We start from the raw sequence: 24,706 nt of genomic DNA on the forward strand, positions 1-24,706 counted from the left end.
CGGATTAGCTAGGGCTCGATCCCCAACTCATGCTTGACCAGTCCAAGCAATTTGGCGGTATCGATCGGCTTGAGCAGAAAGTCCACCACGCTCAAATGCATCGCCGCGATGGCGTCCTTCACGTCCGCATCACCCGAGACAATGATGATCGGCATCGCCGCCCGTACCGACTCGCGCACCTGACGGACCAGCTCGAGACCGCCGACATGCCCCATCCGCAGATCCGTGATCACCAGGCCGATGGAAGGTTTTTCCTCGATCATCTTGAGTGCGGATTCGCCGCTGGCTGCCGTCATGCAACGAATGCCGTCCAGTGCCAGGATCTCCGACAGCAACTCGCGGGCGTCCTTGTCGTCATCAACGATCAGTACCCGCTGCGGCGGCAGGTCGGGTTCCAGCATGACGGCGCTGAGCGCTTCCCGCTCGGCGTCGCTCAAAATATCGTGGTCGGACATGGCGTTCTCTACGTTTTCAAATCGATCCCCTGGCACAGTGGTCAGACATCGCTGGGCAGAGCTTCAATGTGCACTTCGTCGGATTTTTTTCCAAGGGGCTAACCTGAGAATTTCCGACTGTTTGTGTAGGGCATATCCGAAAACTACCCAACGGCACGCCAAACCTAGACTTACGTCCAATGGGCACCCCGCGCGCTGGGGTCGACCATGGCTGCAACGATCCAATAACAACAATTCGAAAAAGACTGCGGTAATGGTTATGAGTAAAGCGGACGCCTTCACCCAGGCAGGGAAAACCGCGGTGTTGCAGAACATTCAGGGCACTTTGCAATTCCTCCAGCGCTTCCCCCCTTTCAATCAGATGGAACACGCCCACCTGGCCTATCTGGTGGAGCAATGCCAGCTGCGCTTCTACGGTCAGGGCGAGAGCATCATCAAACCCGCCGACGGGCCGGTCGAACACTTCTACATCGTCAAGCAGGGCCGGGTGGTCGGCGAGCGGCCGCACACGGCCAAGGGCGGCACCGAAACCACGTTTGAAATCACCACCGGCGAGTGTTTTCCCCTCGCCGCACTGCTCGGCGAACGGGCGACCCGCACCGAGCATCTGGCCGGCGAAGACACCTTCTGCCTGCAACTGAACAAACTGGCGTTCATCAAGCTGTTCGCCCTATCCAACACCTTCCGCGACTTCGCCCTGCGCGGGGTCAGCAGCCTGCTGGATCAGGTCAACCAGCAAGTCCAGCAGAAAGCCGTGGAAACCCTCGGCACCCAATATTCGCTGAACACCCGCTTGGGCGAATTGGCCATGCGCCATCCGGTGACGTGCAGCCCTTCCACTCCACTGCGCGAAGCGGTGAAGCTGATGCACGAACAACAGGTCGGCAGCATCGTCGCGGTGGATGAGCACAAGGCGCCACTGGGGATTTTCACCCTGCGCGATCTGCGCCATGTGGTGGCTGCGGGCGTTGGCGACTTCAATGAACCGATCGAACGCCACATGACGCCCTCGCCGTTCTATCTGTCGCCGGATCACAGCGCCTTCGATGCGGCGATCGCGATGACCGAGCGGCATATCGCCCACGTGTGTCTGGTCAAGGATCAGCGTCTGTGCGGCGTGGTCTCCGAGCGTGATCTGTTCTCGCTGCAACGGGTCGATCTGGTGCACTTGGCACGGACCATCCGCAGCGCCCAGCGGGTTGAACAACTGGTGACTCTGCGTGGCGAGATCGGCCAACTGGTGGAGCGCATGCTGGCTCACGGCGCATCGTCGACCCAGATCACCCACATCATCACCCTGCTCAACGATCACACCGTGTGCCGGGTAATCGAGCTGACCCTCGCGGAGAAAGGCGACCCCGGTGTGCCGTTCAGTTGGCTGTGCTTCGGCAGCGAAGGCCGGCGCGAGCAGACCCTGCACACCGATCAGGACAACGGCATTCTGTTCGATGCGCGGGATGCGGCCCATGCCGCGGAGATTCGCGGCAAGTTGCTGCCCATCGCCCAGCAGATCAATAACAGCCTGGCACAATGCGGCTTCACCCTGTGCAAGGGCAACGTCATGGCCGGCAATCCGCAGCTGTGCCTGTCCCGCGCCGAATGGGCCCGACGCTTTGCCGCGTTCATTCGCGAGGCAACGCCGGAGAACCTGCTGGGCTCAAGCATCTATTTCGATCTGCGGGTGGTCTGGGGCGATGAACAGGGTTGCGAGCAATTGCGTCGGGGGATTCTCGATCAGGTCGGCGACAATCGTTTGTTCCAGCGGATGATGGCCGAGAACGCCTTGCGCAACCGCCCACCGGTGGGGCGTTTCCGTGAATTCGTGTTGACCCGCAAGAACGGCGAGAAAGCCACGCTGGACCTGAAGATCCAGGGCCTGACGCCGTTTGTCGACGGTGCACGTCTGCTGGCTCTGGCCAATGGCATCGACGCCAACAACACCCTCGAACGCTTCCGCCAGTTGGTGGAGAAAGAAGTCATCGACCGACTGGATGGCGCCGCGTACGAGGAGGCTTATCACTTTATCCAGCAGACACGCATGCAGCAGCATCAGCTCCAGACCCGGGAAAACCTGCCGTATTCGAACCGGGTCGATCCCGACAGCCTCAATCATCTGGACCGGCGCATCCTGCGTGAATCCCTGCGTCAGGCCCAGCGCCTGCAAAGCAGCCTGACCCTGCGGTATCAGCTATGAGCCTGTTCTCGTGGCTGCGTCCGGCCAGCCCGGTTCTGCCGGACGATCTGCAACAACGCCTGACGAAACTGCCGGCGATCGGCGAACTGAGCGAATGCAGCCTGCGCGAACAGCGCTGGGTGGTGCTGGATCTGGAAACCACCGGGCTCAACCTTAACAAGGACCGGGTACTGTCGATTGGCGCGGTGGTGATCGAGGACGGCGCCATCGACTTCAGCCAGCAGTTCGAACGCACCCTGCAATGTCGCGAACTCAAGCTCAGCCCCAGTGTTTTGATCCACGGGTTGGGACCGAACGCGATTGCCGCCGGCAGCGAGCCGGCCGAGGCGCTGCTCGAGCTTCTGGAGTTTATTGGCGACAGTCCGGTGCTGGCGTTTCATGCGCCGTTCGATCAGCACATGCTGGGCCGGGCGGTGAAAGAACACCTGGGCCACAAGTTGCAGCAAGTGTTTCTGGATGTCGCCGACATTGCACCGCTGGTTTGCCCGCAGGCGCACATCCGCGAGGCTGGGCTGGACGAGTGGATCGACTGGTTCAAGCTCGAAGTGTTCGAGCGTCACCATGCCAGCGCCGACGCACTGGCCACGGCGGAACTGGCGTTGATTCTGTTCAGCCGGGCACGTCAGCAGCAGATTCACAGCCCATTGAATTTGCAGCAACGCCTGAGTCAGTGGAAGCGCCGCCAGCAGACGCATTCGTTCTGAGCCCCGGGTTGTCGCCCGACAACCCGACCGGTGGCCAATTGCTAACCATTCCCACCTCTGCCACAATCGCGAACAATTCTCGTTAGTTAACATTTCCCAGTCGGTGCCTTCGTGTCGTCAGCCCAAAGCCCTCACAGTGAGCTCGTCGGTGCGTTGTATCGCGACCATCGCGGCTGGCTGCTGGGCTGGCTGCGCCGCAACGTGGCCTGCCCGCAACGCGCCGAAGACCTGAGCCAGGACACCTTCGTCCGCCTGCTCGGTCGCGAGGAACTGCTGACGCCTCGCGAACCCCGAGCCTTTCTGGTGGCCATCGCCAAGGGTCTGCTGTTCGACTACTTCCGTCGCGCCGCCCTGGAACAAGCCTATCTCGCCGAACTGATGCTGATCCCCGAAGGCGAGCAGCCGTCGGTGGAAGAGCAGCAACTGATACTCGAAGACCTCAAAGCTATCGATCGTCTGCTCGGCCAATTGTCGACCAAGGCCCGCGCCGCATTCCTTTATAACCGTCTCGACGGCCTGACCCATGCCGAGATCGCCGACAAACTCGGCGTGTCGGTGCCGCGCGTGCGCCAGTACCTGGCCCAGGGTATCCGCCAGTGCTACATCGCCCTGTACGGTGAGCCGACATGAACCCGGCCAGTTCCAAACCGGTCTCGGCCCACGTACTGGACGCGGCGATTGCCTGGCAATTGACCCTCGATTCCAGCAGCCCGCTGGAGCGCGAAGAATTCGCCAAATGGCACGCCGCCAACGAAGAACACGCCCGTGCCTGGCGTCAGTTGGGCATGCTCGACCAGCGTTTCAGCGTGGCCAACGGCCCGGCCCGCAGCGCGTTGCTGCAATCGCGCGAAGGCATCCGCCGCCGGGTGCGCAAGCTTGGCAGCGGACTGGCCAGTGTTGTCGCGGTGGTCGGCCTGTCGTTGTTTGCCGCAGAACACTATCTGCCGCTGGATTACTGGCTCGCCGACCAGCGCACCGCTACCGGTGAACAACGCACCGTACGGCTGGCGGACGGCACCGTGATCAACCTCAACACTCACAGCGCCGTGGATGTGCGATTCAATGAAAAGCAGCGGCTGATCGTGCTGCAGGAAGGTGAAATCCTCATCGAGACCGGTCATGGCGATGCACGACCGTTCATCGTCGAAACCCGCGAAGGCCGCATGCGCGCGCTGGGTACGCGGTTTCTGGTCAAACGCGAAGAACAGGGCACGCGCCTGAGCGTGTTGCAGTCGGCCGTCGCGGCGCATCCGCAATCCGATCCGCAGGAACAGATCCTGCGCGAAGGCCAGCAGGTGCTGATCCGCGACAACGGCCTGGACGCCGTCGTCGCGCTCAACCCCGGTGCCGATGCCTGGACGCGCGGCATGCTGGTGGTGGACAACGCGCGTCTGGAAGACCTGGTGCACGAGCTCGGCCGCTATCGTCGTGGCCATCTGGGCACAGCGCCGGAAGTGGCCGACCTGCGCATTACCGGCAGCTTCCCGCTGCACGATACCGACAAGGCGTTGAGCGCCCTGCTCCCGACCCTGCCGGTGCAGATCGAGCAGCACACGCCGTGGTGGGTCACCGTGGCCAAGGCTGATCCGAAGCCCTGATCCTCTGCCATAACGCCGTCCATTTCGCGTTAATGGAAATTATTTTCATCCAGCCCTATCACTTTTCGATTCTCGTCCGGCACACAGGCAATTGAGAAATATTTCCATTCAGGAGCCGCCGTATGTCCCGTTCGCTAGACACCTTGTTGCGCCCCAGTTTGCTGGCGGTCGCCATTGCCCTCTGCACCCCGCTGGCCAGCAGCCAACTGATCGCCGCAGAACAGGCGTCGAGCGTTCGCGCCTACAACCTGCCGGCCGCGCCGCTCTCCACCACCCTGAACCAGATCGCCAGCCAGGGCGGCCTCACGCTGTCGCTGAATCCGTCGCTGGCGGCGGGCAAGACGTCGGCGCCAGTCAACGGCCAATATGACGCGGCAGGCGCACTGAGCGCCGCCCTGCGCGGCACCGGCCTGCAACTGGAACAAAGCAGCACCGGCACGTACACCCTGGTCGCGGTGCCGGAAGGCGTGATGGCCCTGCCGGAAACTTCGGTAATCGGTGTGGAAAACTCTGAAAGCGCCTGGGGCCCGGTCGAAGGCTACACCGCCACTCGCACCGCCGCCGGCACCAAGACTGACACCGCGCTGGTCGAAGCACCGCGTTCGATCTCCGTCGCCACCCGCCAGCAGATGGACGACCGCAGCGTCCACAGCCTCGATGACGCCGTGCGCTACATGCCGGGCATCACCGCCAGCAGCTACGGCAGCGACACCCGCGCCGACTGGCTGCGCGTGCGTGGCTTCGAACCGACCCAGTTCCTCGATGGCCTGCCGCTGCCAAAAGGCGTGTACGCCAACCCGAAACAGGAAACCTGGAACCTCGACCGCCTCGCCCTGCTGCGCGGCCCGGCCTCGTCGGTTTACGGCCAGACCCCGCCGGGCGGCCTGCTGGACATGGTCAGCCGTCGCCCTAGCGATGTGCAGAGCAGCGAAATCCAGTTGCAGTACGGCAGCGACAACCACCGTCAGATCAACTTCGCCAGCACCGGCAAGATCGACGATGCCGGGCAGTTCCTCTACGGCCTCAGCGGCGTGGTACGTGACAGCGGCACGCAGGTCGATCACGTCGACAACAAGCGCTACAACATCGCGCCGAGCCTGACCTGGAACATCGACGACGACACCAAGTTCACCCTGCTGACCCAGTTCACCCGCGACGATACCGGCATCACCAGCCAGTTCCTGCCAGTGCAGGGCACCAAGATCGACATGCCGTTCGGCAAGGTTTCCCACCACAAGAACCTCGGCGATCCGGACTGGGAATACTACGACCGCACCTACTACGCGCTCGGTTATGCCTTCGAACATCGCCTGAACGATGTGTGGCAGTTCAAGCAGAACCTGCGTTACACCAAGTCGGATCTGTCGTTCCAGAGCCTGACCCCGGGTTCGTATCCGTACACCCAGGTGGACAACGCTGGCAACGTCGGTCGCACCAGCACCAGTGTCGAAGAGGACATCAGCCAGTTCGCCGTCGACAACAACTTCCAGGCTGACTTTGCCACCGGCGACATCCGCCACACCCTGCTGCTGGGTCTGGATCACCAGCGCAGCAACACCAACTACACCTCGATCTTCGGTGACGGTCTGACCACCAACGTGCTCAACCCGATCTACGGTCAGCCGATCGTGCGTCCGGCGCGCTCCACCGCGTTCTACGACTACGACCAGAAGACCTACCAGACCGGTCTGTACGTGCAGGACCAGATGGCCCTCGACCAATGGCGCCTGACCCTCGGTGGCCGTGAAGACTGGGTGCACACCGGTACGAAGTTCATCAACAAGGCCGACGCCACCAACACCGACCGCGACAAGGCCTTCAGCGGCAACGCGGCACTGAGCTACGTGTTCGACTCGGGTTTCGTGCCGTACATTTCCTACGCCGAATCCTTCCAGCCCACCAGTGGCGCCGACGCCTCTTCCACTGAATCGCTCAAGCCGACCGAAGGCAAGCAGTGGGAACTGGGCATCAAGTACCAGCCGCCCGGCAGCAAGACCCTGCTGTCCGCCGCGGCGTATGACCTGACCCAGAAAAACGTCTCGGTAAGCTCCTTCGTCAACGGCGTATCGATCACCAGCCAGACCGGCGAAGTGAAAGTCAAAGGCCTGGAGCTGGAAGCCACCTCCGATGTCACCGACAACCTGAAAGTCATCGCCGCCTACACCCTGGCCAAGTCCGAAGTGCAGAACGGCGCCGACAAGGGCAACCGCCTGCAACTGATGCCGAACCAGCAAGCCTCGCTGTGGACCGATTACACCTGGCACAGCGGCGTGCTCGACGGCTTCGGCGTCGGCGGCGGTGTGCGCTACACCGGCAACACCTACGGCGACAAGGCCAACACCTGGCTGGGCAAGGCTGATGCCTACACCGTGTTCGATGCCGCCGTGCATTACGACCTCGGTCGCCTGGACAACAGCCTCAAAGGCGCGTCGCTGGCACTCAACGCCACCAACCTGCTGAACAAGGACTACATTTCCACCTGCGACAGCTTCTACTGCTACTACGGCGACCAGCGCAGCGTCGTCGCCAGTGCCACCTACAAGTGGTAAGCGCTTGAGCTGAAACAGGCCCTGCAACCAGGCCGTCCCTCGTGGACGGCTTTGGTGTTTTTGAAGGTCATGAAATGAAAAGTAAAACAATCCGCCGCTGGTCGTTCGTCCACACCTGGACCAGCCTGATCTGCACCGTGTTTTTGCTGTTGCTGGCCCTGACCGGCCTGCCGCTGATCTTTCATCACGAGATCGAGCATCTGCTCGGTGACGCACCCCAGGTGCGCGAGATGCCGGCCGATACGCCGCACCTGAATCTGGCGCAACTGGTGCAAGCCGCCGAAGCCCATCGTCCCGGCGAAGTCGTGCAGTACTTCGGTTTCGAAGACGACGAGCCGAACACCGTGCTGACGATCATGGCGAAGACGGCCGGCACCGAGCCGAACTCCTCGCACACTTTCATGCTCGACGCCCGCACCGGCGAAGCCCTGGAAACACCCTCGGCCAACGGCGGCCTGATGCTGTTCATCCTGCGCCTGCACGTCGACATGTTTGCCGGACTGCCGGGCAAGTTGCTGCTGGCGTTCATGGGTGTGCTGTTTGTGGTGGCGATCGTGTCCGGGACGGTGTTGTACCTGCCGTTCATGCGTCGCCTGGACTTCGGCACCGTGCGCCGGGACAAATCCACCCGTCTGCGTTGGCTCGATCTGCACAACCTGATCGGCGTGGTGACCCTGACCTGGGCGCTGGTGGTCGGTGTGACGGGAGTGATCAGCGCCTGTGCCGATCTGATCATCGCGGCCTGGCGCAACGATTCGCTCAACGCCATGATCGCGCCCTACCGCGATGCGCCGCCGCTGACTCACCTCGCCCCGGCCACCCGCCTGCTGGATATCGCCGGCGAAGTCGCGCCGGGGATGAAACCGGACTTCATCGCGTTCCCCGGCACCCGGTTTTCCAGCGAGCACCACTACTCGGTGTTCATGAAGGGTGGCACCCACCTGACCTCGCACTTGCTGACGCCAGTGCTGATCGACGCCAGCAACTTGCAGGTCACGGCGGTCGCTGAACGGCCGTGGTACATGGACGCCATGGGCATGTCGCAGCCGCTGCACTTTGGCGACTACGGCGGCATGCCGATGAAAATCCTCTGGGCCACCCTCGATGTACTGACCATCATCGTCCTCGGCAGCGGCGTGTACTTGTGGGTGGTGCGGCGCAAGGCCGCGAAACCGGTGCTGGAAACAGCGGAGGCTTCGGCATGAAACCGCGTCAGTCGAATTTCTGGAAAGTCTTCAGCACACCGCTGGTGATCGCGTTGCTCAGTGCGGCGGGGTTGTTCGCCGCCCTGCTGGGCGACGGGATCTGGGATGGCTTGAGCTGGATCGGTCTGGGTGTGCCAGCCGCACTCGCCCTTCGCGGTCTGTTGCAACGGCACTGAATGGCTTGAGCCTGACGGGCAACGCGCTATGCTGCCCGTTCATTGCCCTTGACCGAGACCCTGCCGATGTCCGCTCCCAGCATGACCCTGTTCCACAACACCCTGTCCCCGTTCGTGCGCAAAGTCATGGTGCTGCTGCACGAGACTGGCCAGCAGGATCGCGTCGCCTTGCAGGACTGCGTCCTGACACCGGTCAACCCCAGCACTGCGCTGAACGAAGACAACCCGCTCGGCAAGATCCCGGCCCTGCGCCTGGCTGATGGCAATGTCATCCATGACAGCCGGGTGATCCTCGATTACCTCGACCACCAGCACGTCGGCAACCCGCTGATCCCTCGCGACGGCTCGGCCCGCTGGCGTCGTCTGACCCTGGCCTCGATGGCCGACGGCATCATGGACGCCTCCGTCATGGTGCGTTACGAGCAAGTGCTGCGTGCCCCGGAAAAGCACTGGGACGAGTGGCTCGAGGCCCAGCGCGACAAGATCCGCCGGACCCTGGCGCTGCTGGAGCGCGACGCCATCGCCGAACTGACCTGCCATTTCGACGTCGCGTCGATCAGCGTGGCCTGTGCACTGGGTTATCTGGATCTGCGCTTCCCGGATCTGGGCTGGCGTGAAGCCAACCCGCAACTGGCCAACTGGTTCTTTGAAGTGAGCCAGCGGCCGTCGATGATTGCGACAATGCCGAAGGTTTGATGCGCGGGGCGGGAGGCAGTGACGCGAAGATCAGCGTCACCAATACCTCTGCCTCCCGCTGATCCTCACGCAACCCCACAAACCGGCTCATTGCACCGCTCCGAGATCAAACTCCAGGGGCTTGGCCGGTTTCTGCCCGACGCCATACCAGTCCAGGTTACGGGTCAGCACCATGAACACGCCCAACAGGCCGAACAGCAACAGCGAGCCCATCAGCAGCGCGTAATCCTCGGCGCTGAGCAAGCCGTAGAGCAGGCCATACAACGCCGCCAATCCCGCCGAAAAACTCAGACCATGACGCACGCTGTGCAGCACGTGGCAGACATAGAAGCCAATCAGCAACACACAACCACTGGCCGACAGCAGATACGCCAGGGCAAACCCGATGTGTTCCGACAACGACAACAACAGCAGATAGAAGAACGCCAGCGCCACACCCACCAGCGCATATTGCACCGGGTGCACGGCCAGGCTTTTCAATATCTCGAACAGGAAGAAACCGGCGAACGTCAGGACAATGAACAACAGCGCATATTTGATCGCCCGATCGCTCTTCAGGTATTGATCCACCGGATCGATGAAGCTCACCCCGAAACTGCGGCCGTTGAACGCCTCGCAATCGTTGCCCGAGACGCAACGGTTCATGGCCTCTTGCAGGTTGGTGGAGAAAAACGAGGTCTGCCAATCGGCGGTGAAGCCCTGATCGGTGACTTCACGCTTGGCCGGCAGGAAGTTGCCGATGAAGCTCGGATGCGGCCAGTTGGCGGAAAGATTCACGCGGCTGGTCTTGCCCACCGGCAGCACCTGCAACGAGCCGGTGCCTTGCAAGCGCAGGTCGAAACCGAAGGCCAGTTCCGTGACCTGAGTTGTATCGAGTGCCGGCAACGTCGCCCGAACGCCCTCGCCGAGCCAGCCCACTTGCGTGCCGGGCACGAAGTCCAGGCGTTGCGAACCGAGTTCCAGTTTCAGGGCATTTTCGATCCCGCGAATGTCACTGATGCCGATTGCGAGAAATGGCGCATCGAATTTGTAATCAGCAAAATCTTCCTTGATCCCCAACTGCGCCGGCAGCGAAAAATGCCCGCTGATGCGGTTGTCGGCGTGGAACAGTCGCGCTTCATAGATGCCCCGGGCACGCAGTTCAGTCTGCACCTGGCCGTCGAGTTCGAAGCGCTCCGGCAGGAAGTACAAGCGTCCACGTTCCTCACCGATTTCCTGATAACGCTCATCGGTCTTTTCCCTGGTTTTCCAGGTGCGCACCACTTTACGGTACGACACCACCATCACCGGCCCGCTGATCTGCTGGCTGTAGCTTGAGCTTCTGGCGATGTCTTCGAGCACACCGTCGCGCAGTTGCTGGCGATCATCGATGACGCCGTCGATCATCAGCAGCGGCACCAGCAGTAACAGGATCAACAGGGCAATGGCCCCGAGCTTGAATGTCAGATTTCGGTTCATCGGAACGCTCCCTTGTTGGAATGGAGCGAGTCTGTAAACGCTGTGTGGGTTTGTGATGGAGGTTGTGTGGGCTTTGTGTGGAAATACCTGTAAAACGCCTTTTCCGTCATCAAGTGCAGGACCACTTCGCGCCATAAGGGCAAGGTTCGAACAAGGATTATTCAATTGCGAAACAACTCATTCGACTTGATCAGGCATTTTGCCGCGCTGATGGTGCTGGTCAGTCACCACTTCGCACTTTGGGGCCTGGAAGAGCCAGGCATCGCCGGCTACAACTCATTGGGCGGCATCGCCGTCATCGCCTTCTTCTCGATCTCCGGCCTGCTGATCACCCATAGCTTCCTCAATGCCAGCAGCGTCACCGACTACCTGGCCAAACGTGTCGCGAGGATTTTCCCGGCGCTGATCGCCTGCGCGTTCATCATGACGTTTGTGGCGGGCGGGATATTTGCCGACGGCTATATCACCGGTCCTGCGGCGCTGATCGACTTCCTGCGCATCTCGCTGTTCGGCCGCGCGGCAATCGATGAAATCACCAACGGTTTTATCTTCAGCGAGTCGTTCAATGGCAGCCTGTGGACACTGAAGATCGAATTCGCCTTTTATCTGCTGGTGGCGGCCGCGCTGAGTCTGTACCGCCGGGCTGCGACGGCCGGTGCAATGCTGGTGGCGTTCTGTATTGCGACCTATGTGCTGGGCAATGGCCCCGCCTCGGCGCTGACGCAGAAACTGGCGGTGTATGGCTGTGCCGGTATCGCCTTTTTTGCCGGGTCGCTCCTGGCCTTCTACAAACAATACCTGGGCGCCAGACATCGAATGGCAATGACGCTGGTGGCCTGTCTCGGCCTGATGCCATTGGCGGTGGGAACCCCGTTGACCGGGGTGGTCGTCACGCTGTGCATTTGCCTGGCCACGTTGAGCCTGGGCCTGTTGTATATCGATAGCACCATTCGTGGCCGGTTCGACCTCTCCTACGGCATCTATCTGTATGCGTTTCCCGTACAGCAATTGGTGATCAACAAGACGTCGCTGACGTTCGTGCCGTCCATGATCGTGTCGGCGCTGATCGTGATCGTGTTGGCCATCGCGTCCTGGCTGTGGATCGAACGACCGGCACTGCAATGGGTGCACCGCCGAAGCAAGGCCCGGATCAATGAGGTGATGACGCCGTCCTGAGCGCAAGACGGCTCGCCCGAGTGTTCACGGCAGGTGCAATTGCACCTGCACGCCACCGTCAAGGTTGTCGATGCGCAGAGAGCCACCGTGCAACTTGACCACCTCTTCGACGAAGTTCAGCCCAAGCCCCGTGCTTTTGCGGCCACTGTCCGGACGCGGCAATGAATAGAATCGCTCGGTCAGACGCGCCAGCGCGTAATCGGGAATCGGCGCGGCTTCGTTGAACAGCCGAAACTCGATCTGCTCGCCAACCCGCTCGGCGTCAAATCGCAGCAACCCCCGTAGCGGTGTGAAATCCAGTGCGTTCTCCAGCAGATTGCCCAAAGCCTGACGCAGCAGAAACGGCTCGCCGATCAGCGACAAATCCGCCGGGATGGTGCACTCGATTCGCAGTTGTTTACCTTCAATGCGCGCAGCCTGTGCCTGCAACACTTCATCGACCAGCGCAGCGAGCGGCACAGCGACGCGTTCTTCCAGCGCCTGACGCTGCTCGACCTGGGCCAGATCGAGCAGTCGCTCAATCAGTTGCTGCATGCGCGCACTTTCGCTGTCGATGTTGCCGACGAAACGCTGCCGTTGCGCCAACGGCATTTCGCTTTGCAACAGCTCCGCAGCGCCGCGAATTGCCGCCAGCGGGCTCTTCAATTCATGGGTCAAGGTGTGGACATAGCGTTCGACGTAGGCCTTGCCTTCAAGCTGGGTGCGCATCTGTTCCACGGCGCTCGCCAGTTGTTCCAGCTCGCCACCACGGTAATGCGGCACTTCCACCCGACGCCCTTCGCTCACGGCCTCGGCATAACGGGTCAAACGGTGCAGTGCCCGGCTCAGCCACCATGACAACAGCGCACCGAGCAGCAGACCCAAGACGATCAGCCCGGCGCCATAACCCAGCAGGCGACGCTCGGTGCGGTCGACATAGGGTTGCAACGAGCTGTTGGGTTTGGCCACGGTGACCACGCCGATGATCTGGCCAGCGTCGCGGATCGGCGCACCGACGTGCATGACCGAAGAGTTCGGATCATTGGGGTCGCTGCGGCTGGAGCGCGCGCCGTATTCGCCGCGCAGGGTCAGGTAGACGTCGTTCCAGCGCGAGTAATCCTGACCGACCGCGAGGCCACTGGAGTCCAGCACCACGATGCCCCTGGCGTCAGTGACGTAGATGCGGTGGTTGACCTGGTTTTTCGGCAGGCCCCAGATCGTCGCTTTCGGCTGGCGCTCGCCATAGGCACGGAGCAGTTCCGGCCAGCGATTCTGGCTGAGGGTGCCAGCCTTGAAATCGTCCTTGAGGATTTCCGCCATCAGGTTGGCCGTGTCGACCAGGGTTTCCTCGGTGGACTGGCGCACGCCGGGGCGGATTTCCTCCATCACGGTGTTGAGCACGAAATAACCGGTGAGGCCGATAAACAGCACGTACACCAGGAAAATCCGCAGCCCCAACGACATCAGCTGTGCCCCGGGCTGTAGCTGTAGCCGAGGCCGCGATGGGTCTGGATCGGCTCGGCTTCGGCGCGAATCAGGCGCAACTTGGCGCGTACGCTCTTGATGTGGCTGTCGATGCTGCGCTCGTAGCCGGCATCCGCTGCCACCCCCAGCGCATCGAGCAGTTGCTCGCGGCTGAACACCCGCTCCGGTTGTTCGAGCAGGCATTGCAGCAGACGGAATTCATGACGGGTCAGGCTCAACGCCTGGCCGCGATAGCTGATCTGCACGCGCTCGGGATCGATGCGAAACACCCCCGACCAGGCTTCGGCCGGCGGACGCGGTGCCATGCGCTTGAGAATTGCCCGGACCCGCGCCGCCACTTCACGAGGGCTGAACGGCTTGACCACGTAGTCGTCGGCGCCGATTTCCAGGCCCACCACGCGGTCGATTTCGGCATCCCGGGCGCTGAGGAACAGCACCGGTACTTCGCTGAACCGGCGCAGTTGCTTGCAGGTTTCAAAGCCGCTGATGTCCGGCAGGCCGATGTCGAGGATGATCAGGTCGGCCGGCGTCTGGCGCTGATGCTCCAGCGCCGCCGCGCCGAGGCTCAGCCAGGTCGTGGTGAAGCCCTCGCCCTGCAAGGCAAAAATCAGCGTGTCGGCAATTGCCGCTTCGTCTTCGACAATCAGGATATGAGGCATGGCGTCCGAGCCTGTGGATTAAGTGCGCGAACGGTGCCCCAAGCCTGACGTTACGTCAATGAGACCACTTAGCAGTCTGGCTTGTCGGCGGTGAATCGACGCGCCGGGTTTACCGCTGCGCCGAACTCACGCAGCGCCTTGGCACCGATCAGCAGTGGATAGTTGAAATGGCTGCGGTCGGTCAGGTTGACCTCCACGGTACGCTTGACGTTGCCCAGGCACAGCTCCAGATCGACCACCGGGCGCTTGGCGGCTTCCGTGGTGTCGCGATCCTCGTCGTCCTCGTCGGAGCGGCTCTTGATCTTGCTGATCCGCGCGATCTTGTGTTCGAACACCTTGTTGCTGGCGTCCTTGGTCGCGAGACGGAAACGCACCCAGTCTTCGCCGTCGCGGGTGAAGGTCTCGATGTCCTTGGCCGACAGCGAGGCGGTCAGCGCGCCGGTGTCCATTTTTGCCTTGAACACTTGCCCGCCGATTTCCGGTAGCGCGATGTATTCGTAACGCCCGTACAGGGTCGGCTCGGCGGCCAGCACCGGCAGGGCAACAAGGGAAAGCAAAGCAAGGAGGGATTTCACGTAAGGGGCTTCCTTGAGAAATGGGGCGTCAGACGCGAGATTTTAGACCGCTGTTCACTTGATCGTTCCCGCAAGGCTAACGCGCCAAAGGTGAAACATTCGTAACCCGCGATTTGGCCTGTCGCCCGAAGCCACTTATCATGGCGCGCCCATCCGCTTTCATAGAGTTGCTTATGCGCCGCCTGCTCACCGGCTGTTTCGTCACCCTGCTGTTATTGCTCAACACCCTGGTGCTGTTCGGCCCGCTGATGGTGTTCGCCCTGCTCAAGCTGATCCTGCCGGGACGCTTTCGCGATTACGCCTCGTGGGCGGTGATGTGGATTGCCGAGACCTGGGCGGAAATCGACAAACTGATCTTCCGCCTGTGCATCCCGACGCAATGGGACATCCGGGGCGGCGATGATCTGCGTGGCGACACGTCGTATCTGGTGATCAGTAACCATCAGTCCTGGGTCGATATCCCGGCGCTGATCCAGACCCTCAACCGACGCACGCCGTTCTTCAAGTTCTTCCTCAAGAAGGAATTGATCTGGGTGCCGTTCCTGGGCCTTGCCTGGTGGGCGCTGGATTACCCGTTCATGAAACGCTACACCAAGGCGTTCCTGGCGAAGCACCCGGAACTGGCCGGCAAGGACCTGGAAATCACCAAAGCCGCGTGCGAACTGTTCAAGCGTCAGCCGGTGACGGTGGTCAATTATCTGGAAGGCACGCGCTATACCGCGGCCAAAAGCACTCAGCAACAGTCACCGTTCAGCCATCTGCTCAAGCCCAAGGCGGGCGGTGTGGCGTTTGTGCTGGCGGCGATGGGTGAACAGCTGGACGCAATTCTGGATGTGACCGTGGTTTACCCACAGCCGAAGATTCCGGGTTTCTGGGACCTGATCAGCGGTAACGTGCCGCGGGTGATCATCGATATCCGTACTCGTGAACTCGACCCGGCGCTGTGGCAGGGCGACTACGAAAACGATCCGGTGTTTCGCGAGAAGATCCAGAACTGGGTCAACCAGCTCTGGACCGAGAAAGACCAGCGCATCGCCGAACTGCGCGGCGGGCGCCGTTGAATCAACTGCCGGCGCCGGTGCCCCAGATGCTGCCCAGGCTTTGCAGCAGCGAGCCGCCCACACCCTGCTGACCGAGGTATTGCAGCAGTATCGGGGCAAACTGGCCAACCATGCCGCTGTCCATGCCCAACGCCCCAAAGGCATTGTTCAAGTCATTGGTGTCCTTGACGTTGCCCAGCGCGTTTTCCAGCCCGGCGGATTTGCCGGACGATCCGAGCAACCCGCTCAACGCCGCCAGATTGCCGCCGCCACCGGAAAGTTTGTCGATCCCCGGCACATCCTTGGCCAACTGCGAATAGTCAGTGTTGCTGAGCTGGTTTTTCGCCAGCCCCAGCATGGCACTGGTACCGCCGACCGCTTGCTGCGGCGTGACGTTCAGCGCGCTCAGTGCACTCAACAGACCGGCGGTTTCCGAGGTTGGCGCCGCTGCCGCAGCCTTGTCACCGCCCTGCATGCCCGACACCGCACCGGCAACGTCGCTCAGGCTGAAACCGGCAAATACCGGACCTGCCGCCAGGGTCAGGAGCGATGCCAGGGCAAAACCGCGTGAAATCTTCATTCAGACATCCTCTTGTGGCGTAAAAACCCTTCGTCAGCGAAGGGACAAACTGCCGGTTTGACCGAGTATCCGCCGGCATGTTCCGAGCGTAGCGCATCCATTCTGAACCCGGCCGCGTATATGAAACGTGAAACCCCGGATACCCCATGATGAATGGCACGAGCGCAGTAGCTGAACTAGCCTGTGAACTACCCGAAACCAGCACCCGCCCTGTCTGGAGACTTGTCATTACCTTCGCCGACACCGATCAGCTGCGGCAATTGCTGGCCCAGTGTTCACTGGGCGACCGCCGTGCCTTCGAAACGCTGTACCGCAGCGTTGGCCCGCGCCTGCACGGCGTGGCTCTGCGTTTCATGGGGCGACCGGATCTGGCCGAGGAAGTGTTGCAGGAAAGCTTCGTGCGGATCTGGAACAACGCCTCGCGCTACGAATCGCACCTGTCGGCGCCAATGACCTGGATGATCAACATCACCCGCAACCAGGCCATCGACCAGTTGCGTAAACACCGAGACCGGCCTCTGACCGATGTTGAACAGGACGCCCTGGCGGACGAAAGCCCGTCGGCCCATGACCAATTGAACAGCGCCCGCGAAGCCACAGCCCTGAACCGCTGCCTGGAAACCCTCGAAGGCATGCAGCGCCAGTCGATTACCGTGGCCTACTTTCAGGGTTTGTCCTGCTCGGAACTGGCCGAGCATCTGGCGGCGCCGCTCGGCTCGGTCAAATCATGGATTCGCCGTGGCATGGAACGCCTGCGCCGGTGCCTTGAATCATGAACTACCAGACCCCTGCCCTGCGCCGCGCGCTCGCCGCCGATTACGCCATCGGCTTGATGGCTGCGCCGGCCCGTCGGCGTTTCGAGCAGTTGCTGCTGGAAGACGCGGCCCTGCGCGTCGAACTGGCGCACTGGCAGGAAAGCCTCGCCAGCCTCACCGAAACATTGCCGGAGATTCCAGTGCCGGAGCGCGTGTGGCACGGCGTTACTGCGCGTATCGAGCCGCAGGTGCTGCACGTCCCCGAGAAGCGTCCGTTCTGGAACTGGCTGCGGGTGACGGCGGCACTGGCTTCAATCGTGGTGCTGGTGTTCCTCGGCTCGCTGTACACCCACGACGACGCCCGCTACCGCGCCACCCTGCTGAGCGCCGACGCGAAACCGGCGCTGAAAGTGGAAGCCCATGATGATTACCTGCAAGTCGAGCCGCTGACATTGGCGGCTGTCGATCCTCAGCGCAGCCTGGAGCTGTGGGCGATTCCCGCCGATGGCAAGCCAATCTCGCTGGGTGTGATCCCGGCGGGCGGCAAAGGTAAGGTTGAATTGAACGACGCGCAGAAGGCGCTGATCGGTAAGCCGATTGCGCTGGCGGTCAGTCTTGAGCCGAAGGGTGGGTCGCCGACCGGGCAGCCGACGGGGCCGGTATTGTATCAAGGGGCATTGGCGGGATTATGAAGTCAATCAAGTCCGGCTCAAGGTCCAGAGGTCTCTTTACTCCAGAGGGTTTAAAAGATGCGATCACAACTATTGCTGGGTGCACTTTCTTTTTTCATCATGTCTTCTGTCCATGCGCAAACCTTGATTTGCCCAAAGGCAGCGCAAATTGACCAAGTCAGCACCGAAAGCGGGACGTACGTATTCACGGCACCGGCATCCAAAGGCACGACATGGATGGGTACTGGTGCGGAGGAGTTCGATCTGAAAACGGCATCGTTCACCGGGGCAAAAATAGATGACCCAGTCCTGACTTGCGATTACAAGGACCAGTCTGATCGCACGATGCAGCTAACGTTGAAAGAGGCGAAAAAGGCTCGCCCCGTCGCCAAAGGCAACTGGAAAGAAAACCAGTGCAGCTCCGAAAAGCTCACGCTCTGCGCATTCAACATTCAGTAAAAAAGGCGACCCGTAGGTCGCCTTTCTTTATACCTTGATGCTTACGCCGCACTGAACAACTTGTGCGGATCAATCACAAACTTCTTCGGCACGCCCGCATCGAACTCGCCGTAGCCTTCCGGCGCCTGATCGAGGCTGATGACCTGCACACCCACCACTTCGGCGATGTTGATGCGGTCCCACATGATCGCCTGCATCAACTGGCGGTTGTATTTCATTACCGGAGTCTGTCCGGTGTGGAAGCTGTGGGATTTGGCCCAGCCGAGGCCGAAGCGGATGCTCAGGCTGCCCATTTTTGCGGCAGCATCCACAGCCCCCGGATCTTCGGTCACGTACAGGCCCGGAATACCGATCTTGCCAGCTACGCGCACCACGCCCATCAGCGAGTTGAGCACGGTGGCCGGGGCTTCGGATTTGACGCCGTCATGGCCATGACCACGGGCTTCGAAGCCCACGCAGTCCACCGCGCAATCCACTTCCGGTTCGCCCAGCAGTGCGGCGATCTGTTCGTGCAGCGGGGTGTCTTTCGACAGGTCGACGATTTCGAAACCCTGAGCCTTGGCGTGGGCCAGGCGGATGGTGTTGACGTCGCCGATGATGACCACCGCCGCGCCCAGCAGACGGGCCGAAGCGGCAGCGGCCAGACCGACCGGGCCGGCGCCCGCGATGTAAACGGTGCTGCCCGGGCCAACGCCTGCAGTAACGGCGCCGTGGTAACCGGTCGGCAGGATGTCGGAGAGGCAGGTCAGGTCACGGATTTTCTCCATGGCCTTGTCGCGGTCCGGCAGTTTCAGCAGGTTGAAGTCGGCGTACGGCACCAGCACGTACTCGGCCTGGCCGCCGGTCCAGTCGCCCATGTCGACGTAACCGTAGGCACCGCCGGCGCGGGCCGGGTTGACGGTCAGGCAGACGCCGGTGTGTTGTTCCTTGCAGGAACGGCAGCGCCCGCAAGCCACGTTGAACGGAACGGACACCAGATCGCCGATCTTCAGGTTCTCGACGTCGGAACCCTTCTCGATCACTTCACCGGTGATTTCATGGCCCAGTACCAGACCGGTCTGCGCCGTGGTCCGGCCGCGCACCATGTGCTGGTCGGAGCCGCAAATGTTGGTTGAAACCACACGCAGGATCACACCGTGCTCGATCTTCCTGCCGCGCGGATCCTGCATTTTCGGATAGTCGATTTTCTGTACTTCGACCTTGCCAGCGCCGAGATACACCACACCACGATTGCCAGACATGCTTTCACCTCGCTGTTGTTTTTATGGAACCGCGCCGCCCAGGCAGGCAGCGCGTTAAGTGCTCGGGTTATTGCTTGTTGGTCTTGCGTTGTCTGTGACTCAAAGAACGACGGTGCGGTTGGCGTTCAGGAACACCCGTCGCTCGATGTGATAACCCACCGCCCGCGCCAGAGTCAGGCCTTCGATGTCGCGGCCCTTGGCAATCAGGTCTTCGGGGTAATGACTGTGATCCACCGCCTCGACGCCCTGGGCGATGATCGGCCCCTCGTCCAGGTCGTTGTTGATGTAGTGCGCCGTCGCACCCACCAGTTTCACGCCCTTGTTGTAGGCCTGGTGATACGGCTTGGCACCCTTGAAGCCCGGCAGCAGCGAGTGATGAATGTTGATCGCCTTGCCATCGAGCTTGCGGCACAGCTCCGGCGACAACACCTGCATGTAGCGGGCGAGGATCACCAGTTCGGCACCGGACTCTTCGATCACCTGCCACACCTGACGCTCCTGCGACGGCTTGTCGTTGGGGTCGAGGGGGAAGTGGTAGTAGGGAATCTGGTGCCAGTCGGCCAGCGGCTTGAGGTCCGGGTGGTTGGACACCACTGCCGCCACGTCCATCGACAACTGGCCTATGCGTTGGCGGTAGAGCAAGTCGTTGAGGCAGTGATCGGCCTTGGAGACCATGATCACCACTTTCGGCCGGTAGTTCGGCGCGGTCAGTTCGAAGATCATGCCGAACGCCTGACCGCGTTCGGCGAGGCCGGCGCGGAAGGATTGCTCGTCAAAACCGTCGGGCTGACGGAATTCCACACGAATGAAGAAGCGGCCCGAGAGCCGGTCGTCGAACGAGTGGTGCTCGGTGACGTAGCAGCCCTGCTCGAACAGAAAACGCGTCACCGCGTCCACGGTGCCGAGAACGCTGGGGCAGTCGGCGGTCAGAATCCATGTATCCGGGGCGCGGCTCATTGTCGTTTTTCTCCTCTACTCGCTCCCACGCGCAGCGTGGGAACGATCATTACGCCTGAACGCTAAGGCCGTATTCGGCGGACGCATCCTGCAACCACAACCACCAGTAATCCGAGAAACTGCGACGAATCAGCAGTTCCCAGGTGTCTTCGGCGGTATGACGGATCATCAGCTGCGACTTGGCGAACACCGTGCCCACAGCCTTGCCGACCGGGAAGTTGTTCGGGTGCACGTCGTAGCTGGTGGACTTCATCAGCACCTGACGCACGTTCGGGCCGCTCAGTTCGAGCACTTGCTGGCCGCCGCTGACGTTGACGATCGCAATGTGCAGATCGCCCAGCGCTTCGCGCAGTTTCTGCTCGGCGGCGAACTCTTCGCCGCTCGGCACGATCAACAGCCACTCGTCAGGGCCCATCCATTGCAGGCTGGTTTCGCCTTTGACGATGACGCTCAGGGCGCCCGGCAACTCAATGCCCAGGGCCTTGTGCACGCCGGCAGCGAACGCGGCATCGTGGCCGTCGCCACGAATGGTCAGATGGCCGAGGAGTTTCTTCTCGCGCACGGTCACGCCGGCACTTTTGCGGCCCTTGCCCACCAGGCTGGCGAGGTCGGCGTGATGCAGCGACGACTCGGCCTTGGCCCCGGTGGTCGGGCGTTGTTGGTAAACGTTGGCTGCGGTCATAAAGCACCCTTCCTGAATTCTGTGCCGCTCCCGCGCCAGGCGCGGGAGCGATCAATTAGATGTTCTGGCGATCGCCTTTCGGATCGAAGAACACCGAAGAAACGATTTCCGCCTCGATCACGCTGCCATCCGCCAGCGGTGCGAACACCCGCTCGCCCAGACGCTTCAGACCGCCCTTCACCACGCCCATGGCAAACGAATAACCGAGGGAGTTGTGCGCGTAGCTGGAGGTCACGTGGCCGACCATGGTCATCGGGATCGACTGCTTAGTGTTGAACACCAGTTGCGCACCTTCCGGCAGCCATACGTTTGGATCGACTGGTTTCAAGCCGACCAACTGTTTGCGCTGGTCACGCACGCAGTCTTCTCGGTTCATTCCGCGCTGGCCGATCCACGAGAACGGTTTGGTGCGACCGACACACCAGCCCATGTTCAGGTCGTCCGGGGTCATCGAGCCGTCGGTGTCCTGGCCGACGATGATGAAGCCCTTCTCGGCCCGCAGGACGTGCATGGTTTCAGTGCCATATGGCGTCAGGTTGAACGCCTTCCCCGCCTCAACAATCTTCTCCAAAACACCCATCGCGTAGTCGGCCTGGACGTTGACTTCGTACGACAGCTCACCGGTAAACGAGATGCGGAACACCCGCGCCGGCACACCGCCGACCAGACCTTCTTTCCAGGTCATGAACGGGAACGCTTCGTTGGCGAGGTCGATGTCGGTCACGGCGCTGAGCAGCTTGCGGCTGTTCGGGCCGGACAGGGTCATGGTCGCCCAGTGGTCGGTGACGGAGGTGAAGTACACCTTCATCTCTGGCCATTCGGTCTGGTGGTACAGCTCCAGCCACTGCAGCACGCGAGCCGCACCGCCGGTGGTGGTGGTCATGACGAAATGGTTGTCGGCCAGACACGCCGTCACACCGTCATCGAAGACCATGCCGTCTTCCTTGCACATCAGGCCGTAACGGGCCTTGCCCACGTCGAGCTTGGTCCAGGCGTTGGTGTAAACGCGGTTGAGGAACTCACGGGCGTCCGGGCCCTGGATGTCGATCTTGCCCAGGGTCGAAGCGTCCAGCAGACCGACGCTGTCGCGCACAGCCTTGCATTCGCGCTTGACGGCGGCATGCATGTCTTCGCCGTTTTTCGGGAAGTACCACGGACGTTTCCACTGGCCGACGTCTTCGAACTCGGCGCCGTTTTTCAGGTGCCATTGATGCAGTGCGGTGTAACGCACAGGTTCGAAAATGTGCCCACAGTGACGGCCCGCTACCGCGCCGAAAGTCACCGGCGTGTAGTTCGGACGGAACATCGTGGTGCCCATCTGCGGGATGGTCACGTTCAGCGAACGGGCGGCAATCGCCAGGCCGTTGACGTTGCCGAGCTTGCCCTGATCGGTGCCGAAGCCCAGCGCGGTGTAGCGCTTGACGTGCTCGACCGACTCGAAACCTTCGCGGGTCGCCAGTTCGATGGCGGCGGCGGTCACGTCGTTCTGCAGGTCGACGAATTGCTTCGGTGCCCGTGAGGTGTTCTTTTCATGCGGCACCTGGAACAGCGCCAGGGTCGGCTCTTCATGACGGCTCAAGGCTTTCGGCAACACGCCTTCAACGGTCTGGAACCCGGCTTCGGACGCAGCGCGCACGCCACCTTCAAAACCGTCGGCCAGGGAATCGCCGAGACCGTAGACGCCGTTGATACCACCGACGCACACGCGCTTCTGCGGTGCTTCGCCCGGTACGAAACCGAGGATGTCTTCGCGCCAGATCGGCTTGCCGCCGAGGTGCGACGCCAGGTGAACCACCGGGCTGTAACCGCCGGAGCTGGCGATCAGGTCGCAGTCGAGCCATTCGCCCGGGCTGGTGACCTTGTGACCTTTGACATCGATCGCCGCCACGCGGGCAGCGGTGACGTGCTTGCTGCCACGAGCCTCGATCACGGCGCTGCCGGTGAGGATGCGGATACCTTTGGCGCGCGCCTCTTCCACCAGCGCACCGCGCGGATTGCTGCGGGCGTCGGCGATGGCCACGACTTGCAGGCTGGCATCGAGCCAATCCAGCGCCACGCGATAGGCGTGATCGTTGTTGGTCGACAGCACCAGCTTCTTGCCCGGTGCCACACCGTAGCGACGCACGTAAGTCGACACAGCACCGGCGAGCATGTTGCCCGGCACGTCGTTGTTGCCGTAGACCAGCGGACGCTCGTGAGCACCGGTCGCCAGCACCACGCGCTTGGCGCGGACGCGGTGAATGCGCTGACGCACCTGGCCGATCGGAGCGCGGTCGCCGAGGTGATCGGTGAGGCGTTCGTGAATGGTCAGGAAGTTGTGGTCGTGGTAACCGTTGACCGTGGCGCGCGGCAACAGCAGCACGTCCGGGGTGTTCTTCAATTCGGCAACGACACTGGCGACCCACTCCACCGCAGGCTTGCCATCGAGGCTTTCGCGGGAGTCGAGCAGGCTGCCGCCGAACTCTTCCTGCTCGTCGGCGATGATCACCCGCGCACCGCTGCGCGCAGCCGCCAGGGCAGCCGCCAGACCGGCCGGGCCGGCGCCGACGATCAACACGTCGCAGTGCTGGTTCATGTAGTCGTAGGTGTCCGGATCATTCTCGGTCGGCGAACGGCCAAGACCTGCTGCCTTACGAATGTACTTCTCGTAAGTCATCCAGAACGATTGCGGATACATGAAGGTTTTGTAGTAGAAACCCGGTGGCATCAGCTTGCCGCCGACCTTGCCGAGAATGCCCATCATGTCGTTGTTGACGCTCGGCCAGCCGTTGGTGCTGGTGGCGACCAGGCCTTGGTACAACGCCTGTTGCGTGGCGCGCACGTTGGGGATCTGGGTGGCTTCGGTGGCACCGATCTGCAGCACCGCGTTCGGCTCTTCGGCACCGGCGGCGAAGATGCCGCGTGGACGCGAATACTTGAAGCTGCGGCCAATGATGTCGACGCCGTTGGCCAGCAGTGCAGCGGCCAGCGAATCGCCTTCGAAACCTTTGTAGACCTGGCCGTTGAAGGTGAAGCTCAGCACTTTGTTGCGGTCGATCCGTCCACCGTTGGACAGGCGATTGGTCTGGCTCATACCTTCTCTCCCAGCGCCGTCGTGGCTGTTTTCGCAGTGTCAGCCTTGTCGGTGAATTGCGGCTTGGTGCCGATCTTGTAGGTTTCGAGAATCTCGTAGGTCACGGTGTCGCGGGTGACGTTGAAGTACTGGCGGCAACCGGCGACGTGATCCCACAACTCGTGGTGCAGGCCGCGAGGGTTGTCGCGGAAGAACATGTAGTCGCCCCACTCTTCATCAGTGCAGGCGCCTGGGTCCAGCGGACGCGGGATGTGCGCTTGGCCGGATGCGTGGAATTCCTCTTCGGAGCGCAGTTCGCCGCAGTGAGGACAGAAGATATGCAACATGGGATTTCTCCTG

At 61.7% G+C, this 24,706-nt stretch carries 24 protein-coding genes; 13 read left to right on the forward strand and 11 right to left on the reverse strand.

From position 1 onward, the window contains the following. Positions 1 to 8: 8 nt before the first annotated feature. On the reverse strand, positions 9 to 455 hold the full coding sequence (locus AC1RMX_RS00430) for a response regulator (protein ID WP_096817828.1): 447 nt from the start codon (positions 453 to 455) through the stop codon (positions 9 to 11). A gap of 253 nt (positions 456 to 708) precedes the next feature. On the opposite strand from AC1RMX_RS00430, the gene AC1RMX_RS00435 reads away from it, so the two are divergent. The 8 genes from AC1RMX_RS00435 to AC1RMX_RS00470 all read left to right on the forward strand — a co-directional run bounded on the left by AC1RMX_RS00435 (position 709) and on the right by AC1RMX_RS00470 (position 9,577). Then, on the forward strand, positions 709 to 2,649 hold the full coding sequence (locus tag AC1RMX_RS00435) for a putative nucleotidyltransferase substrate binding domain-containing protein (protein ID WP_096817826.1): 1,941 nt from the start codon (positions 709 to 711) through the stop codon (positions 2,647 to 2,649). Further along, the gene (locus AC1RMX_RS00440) at positions 2,646 to 3,353 is read left to right on the forward strand and encodes a 3'-5' exonuclease (protein WP_096817824.1); all 708 of its coding nucleotides are present in this window, start codon (positions 2,646 to 2,648) and stop codon (positions 3,351 to 3,353) included. Before AC1RMX_RS00435 ends, AC1RMX_RS00440 begins: the two co-directional genes overlap by 4 nt. A gap of 111 nt (positions 3,354 to 3,464) precedes the next feature. Beyond that, complete coding sequence (locus tag AC1RMX_RS00445) at positions 3,465 to 3,983, forward strand: RNA polymerase sigma factor (RefSeq protein WP_096817822.1); 519 nt, start codon at positions 3,465 to 3,467, stop codon at positions 3,981 to 3,983. Next, positions 3,980 to 4,951 (forward strand): FecR family protein, encoded by a 972-nt coding sequence (locus AC1RMX_RS00450; protein ID WP_273539992.1) that lies wholly within the window; start codon positions 3,980 to 3,982, stop codon positions 4,949 to 4,951. Before AC1RMX_RS00445 ends, AC1RMX_RS00450 begins: the two co-directional genes overlap by 4 nt. 122 nt (positions 4,952 to 5,073) lie before the next feature. Beyond that, positions 5,074 to 7,500, forward strand: a complete 2,427-nt coding sequence (locus AC1RMX_RS00455; RefSeq protein WP_493070028.1) for a TonB-dependent siderophore receptor — start codon at positions 5,074 to 5,076, stop codon at positions 7,498 to 7,500. 74 nt (positions 7,501 to 7,574) lie between these two features. Continuing rightward, the gene (locus tag AC1RMX_RS00460) at positions 7,575 to 8,705 is read left to right on the forward strand and encodes a PepSY-associated TM helix domain-containing protein (protein WP_096817817.1); all 1,131 of its coding nucleotides are present in this window, start codon (positions 7,575 to 7,577) and stop codon (positions 8,703 to 8,705) included. Next, complete coding sequence (locus tag AC1RMX_RS00465) at positions 8,702 to 8,881, forward strand: hypothetical protein (RefSeq protein ID WP_096817815.1); 180 nt, start codon at positions 8,702 to 8,704, stop codon at positions 8,879 to 8,881. Before AC1RMX_RS00460 ends, AC1RMX_RS00465 begins: the two co-directional genes overlap by 4 nt. Before the next feature lie 66 nt (positions 8,882 to 8,947). Continuing rightward, positions 8,948 to 9,577, forward strand: a complete 630-nt coding sequence (locus AC1RMX_RS00470) for a glutathione S-transferase (protein WP_096817813.1) — start codon at positions 8,948 to 8,950, stop codon at positions 9,575 to 9,577. A gap of 87 nt (positions 9,578 to 9,664) precedes the next feature. Here AC1RMX_RS00470 and creD read toward each other — a convergent pair whose 3' ends face one another. Beyond that, positions 9,665 to 11,035, reverse strand: coding sequence for a cell envelope integrity protein CreD (gene creD, locus AC1RMX_RS00475; protein WP_493070030.1), 1,371 nt, complete (start codon positions 11,033 to 11,035; stop codon positions 9,665 to 9,667). Positions 11,036 to 11,200: 165 nt separating this feature from the next. Here creD and AC1RMX_RS00480 point away from each other — a divergent pair, with 165 nt between their 5' ends. Beyond that, entirely contained in the window at positions 11,201 to 12,211 is a 1,011-nt protein-coding gene (locus AC1RMX_RS00480; protein WP_493070032.1) for an acyltransferase family protein, read from the forward strand. A 24-nt stretch (positions 12,212 to 12,235) separates the two neighbouring features. Here AC1RMX_RS00480 and creC read toward each other — a convergent pair whose 3' ends face one another. The 3 genes from creC to rloA2 form a co-directional block, all read right to left on the reverse strand. Further along, positions 12,236 to 13,654: a two-component system sensor histidine kinase CreC gene (gene creC, locus AC1RMX_RS00485; RefSeq protein WP_493070034.1), complete on the reverse strand. Its 1,419-nt coding sequence runs from the start codon at positions 13,652 to 13,654 to the stop codon at positions 12,236 to 12,238. Then, positions 13,654 to 14,334 carry a two-component system response regulator CreB gene (gene creB / locus AC1RMX_RS00490; protein WP_096817806.1) on the reverse strand — a complete coding sequence of 227 codons (681 nt, stop codon included), beginning with the start codon at positions 14,332 to 14,334 and terminating at the stop codon, positions 13,654 to 13,656. The genes creC and creB overlap by 1 nt, the downstream gene beginning before the upstream one ends. 68 nt (positions 14,335 to 14,402) lie before the next feature. After that, complete coding sequence (rloA2, locus tag AC1RMX_RS00495) at positions 14,403 to 14,909, reverse strand: retropepsin-like aspartic peptidase RloA2 (RefSeq protein ID WP_096817804.1); 507 nt, start codon at positions 14,907 to 14,909, stop codon at positions 14,403 to 14,405. A 173-nt stretch (positions 14,910 to 15,082) separates the two neighbouring features. Between rloA2 and yihG the strand changes: the two genes are divergently transcribed. Beyond that, on the forward strand, positions 15,083 to 15,970 hold the full coding sequence (yihG, locus tag AC1RMX_RS00500; RefSeq protein ID WP_102619756.1) for a 1-acylglycerol-3-phosphate O-acyltransferase, YihG family: 888 nt from the start codon (positions 15,083 to 15,085) through the stop codon (positions 15,968 to 15,970). A 1-nt stretch (position 15,971) separates the two neighbouring features. Here the strand turns inward: yihG and AC1RMX_RS00505 are convergent, their stop codons facing one another. Beyond that, positions 15,972 to 16,529 carry a DUF2780 domain-containing protein gene (locus AC1RMX_RS00505; protein ID WP_096817801.1) on the reverse strand — a complete coding sequence of 186 codons (558 nt, stop codon included), beginning with the start codon at positions 16,527 to 16,529 and terminating at the stop codon, positions 15,972 to 15,974. Positions 16,530 to 16,678: 149 nt separating this feature from the next. Here AC1RMX_RS00505 and AC1RMX_RS00510 point away from each other — a divergent pair, with 149 nt between their 5' ends. Genes AC1RMX_RS00510 through AC1RMX_RS00520 form a run of 3 tightly spaced genes read left to right on the forward strand, consistent with a single transcriptional unit; the run spans position 16,679 to position 18,414 of the window. Then, a complete protein-coding gene (locus tag AC1RMX_RS00510; RefSeq protein WP_493070478.1) occupies positions 16,679 to 17,305 on the forward strand; it encodes a sigma-70 family RNA polymerase sigma factor in 627 nt (208 codons plus the stop codon). Next, positions 17,302 to 17,976, forward strand: coding sequence for an anti-sigma factor (locus AC1RMX_RS00515; RefSeq protein ID WP_493070037.1), 675 nt, complete (start codon positions 17,302 to 17,304; stop codon positions 17,974 to 17,976). The genes AC1RMX_RS00510 and AC1RMX_RS00515 overlap by 4 nt, the downstream gene beginning before the upstream one ends. A gap of 57 nt (positions 17,977 to 18,033) precedes the next feature. Next, entirely contained in the window at positions 18,034 to 18,414 is a 381-nt protein-coding gene (locus tag AC1RMX_RS00520; protein WP_096817795.1) for a DUF3757 domain-containing protein, read from the forward strand. Between the two features lie 41 nt (positions 18,415 to 18,455). Here the strand turns inward: AC1RMX_RS00520 and fdhA are convergent, their stop codons facing one another. The 5 genes from fdhA to AC1RMX_RS00545 form a co-directional block, all read right to left on the reverse strand. Further along, positions 18,456 to 19,655, reverse strand: coding sequence for a formaldehyde dehydrogenase, glutathione-independent (gene fdhA / locus AC1RMX_RS00525; RefSeq protein WP_096817794.1), 1,200 nt, complete (start codon positions 19,653 to 19,655; stop codon positions 18,456 to 18,458). A 99-nt stretch (positions 19,656 to 19,754) separates the two neighbouring features. Next, a complete protein-coding gene (purU, locus tag AC1RMX_RS00530) occupies positions 19,755 to 20,612 on the reverse strand; it encodes a formyltetrahydrofolate deformylase (protein ID WP_008086918.1) in 858 nt (285 codons plus the stop codon). A 49-nt stretch (positions 20,613 to 20,661) separates the two neighbouring features. Continuing rightward, positions 20,662 to 21,294: a sarcosine oxidase subunit gamma gene (locus AC1RMX_RS00535; RefSeq protein ID WP_096817792.1), complete on the reverse strand. Its 633-nt coding sequence runs from the start codon at positions 21,292 to 21,294 to the stop codon at positions 20,662 to 20,664. Positions 21,295 to 21,349: 55 nt separating this feature from the next. Further along, entirely contained in the window at positions 21,350 to 24,367 is a 3,018-nt protein-coding gene (locus AC1RMX_RS00540) for a sarcosine oxidase subunit alpha (protein WP_493070040.1), read from the reverse strand. Then, a complete protein-coding gene (locus tag AC1RMX_RS00545; protein ID WP_016986286.1) occupies positions 24,364 to 24,693 on the reverse strand; it encodes a sarcosine oxidase subunit delta in 330 nt (109 codons plus the stop codon). Before AC1RMX_RS00545 ends, AC1RMX_RS00540 begins: the two co-directional genes overlap by 4 nt. Between the last annotated feature and the right edge of the window lie 13 nt (positions 24,694 to 24,706).

It is taken from the genome of Pseudomonas sp. GW822-FHT03F04, from assembly GCF_058801405.1.

What these genes read in the sequence shown, in the direction of transcription:
- AC1RMX_RS00430 (WP_096817828.1), bottom strand. Translation starts at nt 455, where the DNA reads ATGTCCGACCACGATATTTTGAGCGACGCCGAGCGGGAAGCGCTCAGC.
- AC1RMX_RS00435 (WP_096817826.1), top strand. Translation starts at nt 709, where the DNA reads ATGGTTATGAGTAAAGCGGACGCCTTCACCCAGGCAGGGAAAACCGCG.
- AC1RMX_RS00440 (WP_096817824.1), top strand. Translation starts at nt 2,646, where the DNA reads ATGAGCCTGTTCTCGTGGCTGCGTCCGGCCAGCCCGGTTCTGCCGGAC.
- AC1RMX_RS00450 (WP_273539992.1), top strand. Translation starts at nt 3,980, where the DNA reads ATGAACCCGGCCAGTTCCAAACCGGTCTCGGCCCACGTACTGGACGCG.
- AC1RMX_RS00455 (WP_493070028.1), top strand. Translation starts at nt 5,074, where the DNA reads ATGTCCCGTTCGCTAGACACCTTGTTGCGCCCCAGTTTGCTGGCGGTC.
- AC1RMX_RS00460 (WP_096817817.1), top strand. Translation starts at nt 7,575, where the DNA reads ATGAAAAGTAAAACAATCCGCCGCTGGTCGTTCGTCCACACCTGGACC.
- AC1RMX_RS00465 (WP_096817815.1), top strand. Translation starts at nt 8,702, where the DNA reads ATGAAACCGCGTCAGTCGAATTTCTGGAAAGTCTTCAGCACACCGCTG.
- AC1RMX_RS00470 (WP_096817813.1), top strand. Translation starts at nt 8,948, where the DNA reads ATGTCCGCTCCCAGCATGACCCTGTTCCACAACACCCTGTCCCCGTTC.
- creD (WP_493070030.1), bottom strand. Translation starts at nt 11,035, where the DNA reads ATGAACCGAAATCTGACATTCAAGCTCGGGGCCATTGCCCTGTTGATC.
- creC (WP_493070034.1), bottom strand. Translation starts at nt 13,654, where the DNA reads ATGTCGTTGGGGCTGCGGATTTTCCTGGTGTACGTGCTGTTTATCGGC.
- creB (WP_096817806.1), bottom strand. Translation starts at nt 14,334, where the DNA reads ATGCCTCATATCCTGATTGTCGAAGACGAAGCGGCAATTGCCGACACG.
- yihG (WP_102619756.1), top strand. Translation starts at nt 15,083, where the DNA reads ATGCGCCGCCTGCTCACCGGCTGTTTCGTCACCCTGCTGTTATTGCTC.
- AC1RMX_RS00505 (WP_096817801.1), bottom strand. Translation starts at nt 16,529, where the DNA reads ATGAAGATTTCACGCGGTTTTGCCCTGGCATCGCTCCTGACCCTGGCG.
- AC1RMX_RS00510 (WP_493070478.1), top strand. Translation starts at nt 16,679, where the DNA reads ATGAATGGCACGAGCGCAGTAGCTGAACTAGCCTGTGAACTACCCGAA.
- AC1RMX_RS00515 (WP_493070037.1), top strand. Translation starts at nt 17,302, where the DNA reads ATGAACTACCAGACCCCTGCCCTGCGCCGCGCGCTCGCCGCCGATTAC.
- AC1RMX_RS00520 (WP_096817795.1), top strand. Translation starts at nt 18,034, where the DNA reads ATGCGATCACAACTATTGCTGGGTGCACTTTCTTTTTTCATCATGTCT.
- fdhA (WP_096817794.1), bottom strand. Translation starts at nt 19,655, where the DNA reads ATGTCTGGCAATCGTGGTGTGGTGTATCTCGGCGCTGGCAAGGTCGAA.
- purU (WP_008086918.1), bottom strand. Translation starts at nt 20,612, where the DNA reads ATGAGCCGCGCCCCGGATACATGGATTCTGACCGCCGACTGCCCCAGC.
- AC1RMX_RS00535 (WP_096817792.1), bottom strand. Translation starts at nt 21,294, where the DNA reads ATGACCGCAGCCAACGTTTACCAACAACGCCCGACCACCGGGGCCAAG.
- AC1RMX_RS00540 (WP_493070040.1), bottom strand. Translation starts at nt 24,367, where the DNA reads ATGAGCCAGACCAATCGCCTGTCCAACGGTGGACGGATCGACCGCAAC.
- AC1RMX_RS00545 (WP_016986286.1), bottom strand. Translation starts at nt 24,693, where the DNA reads ATGTTGCATATCTTCTGTCCTCACTGCGGCGAACTGCGCTCCGAAGAG.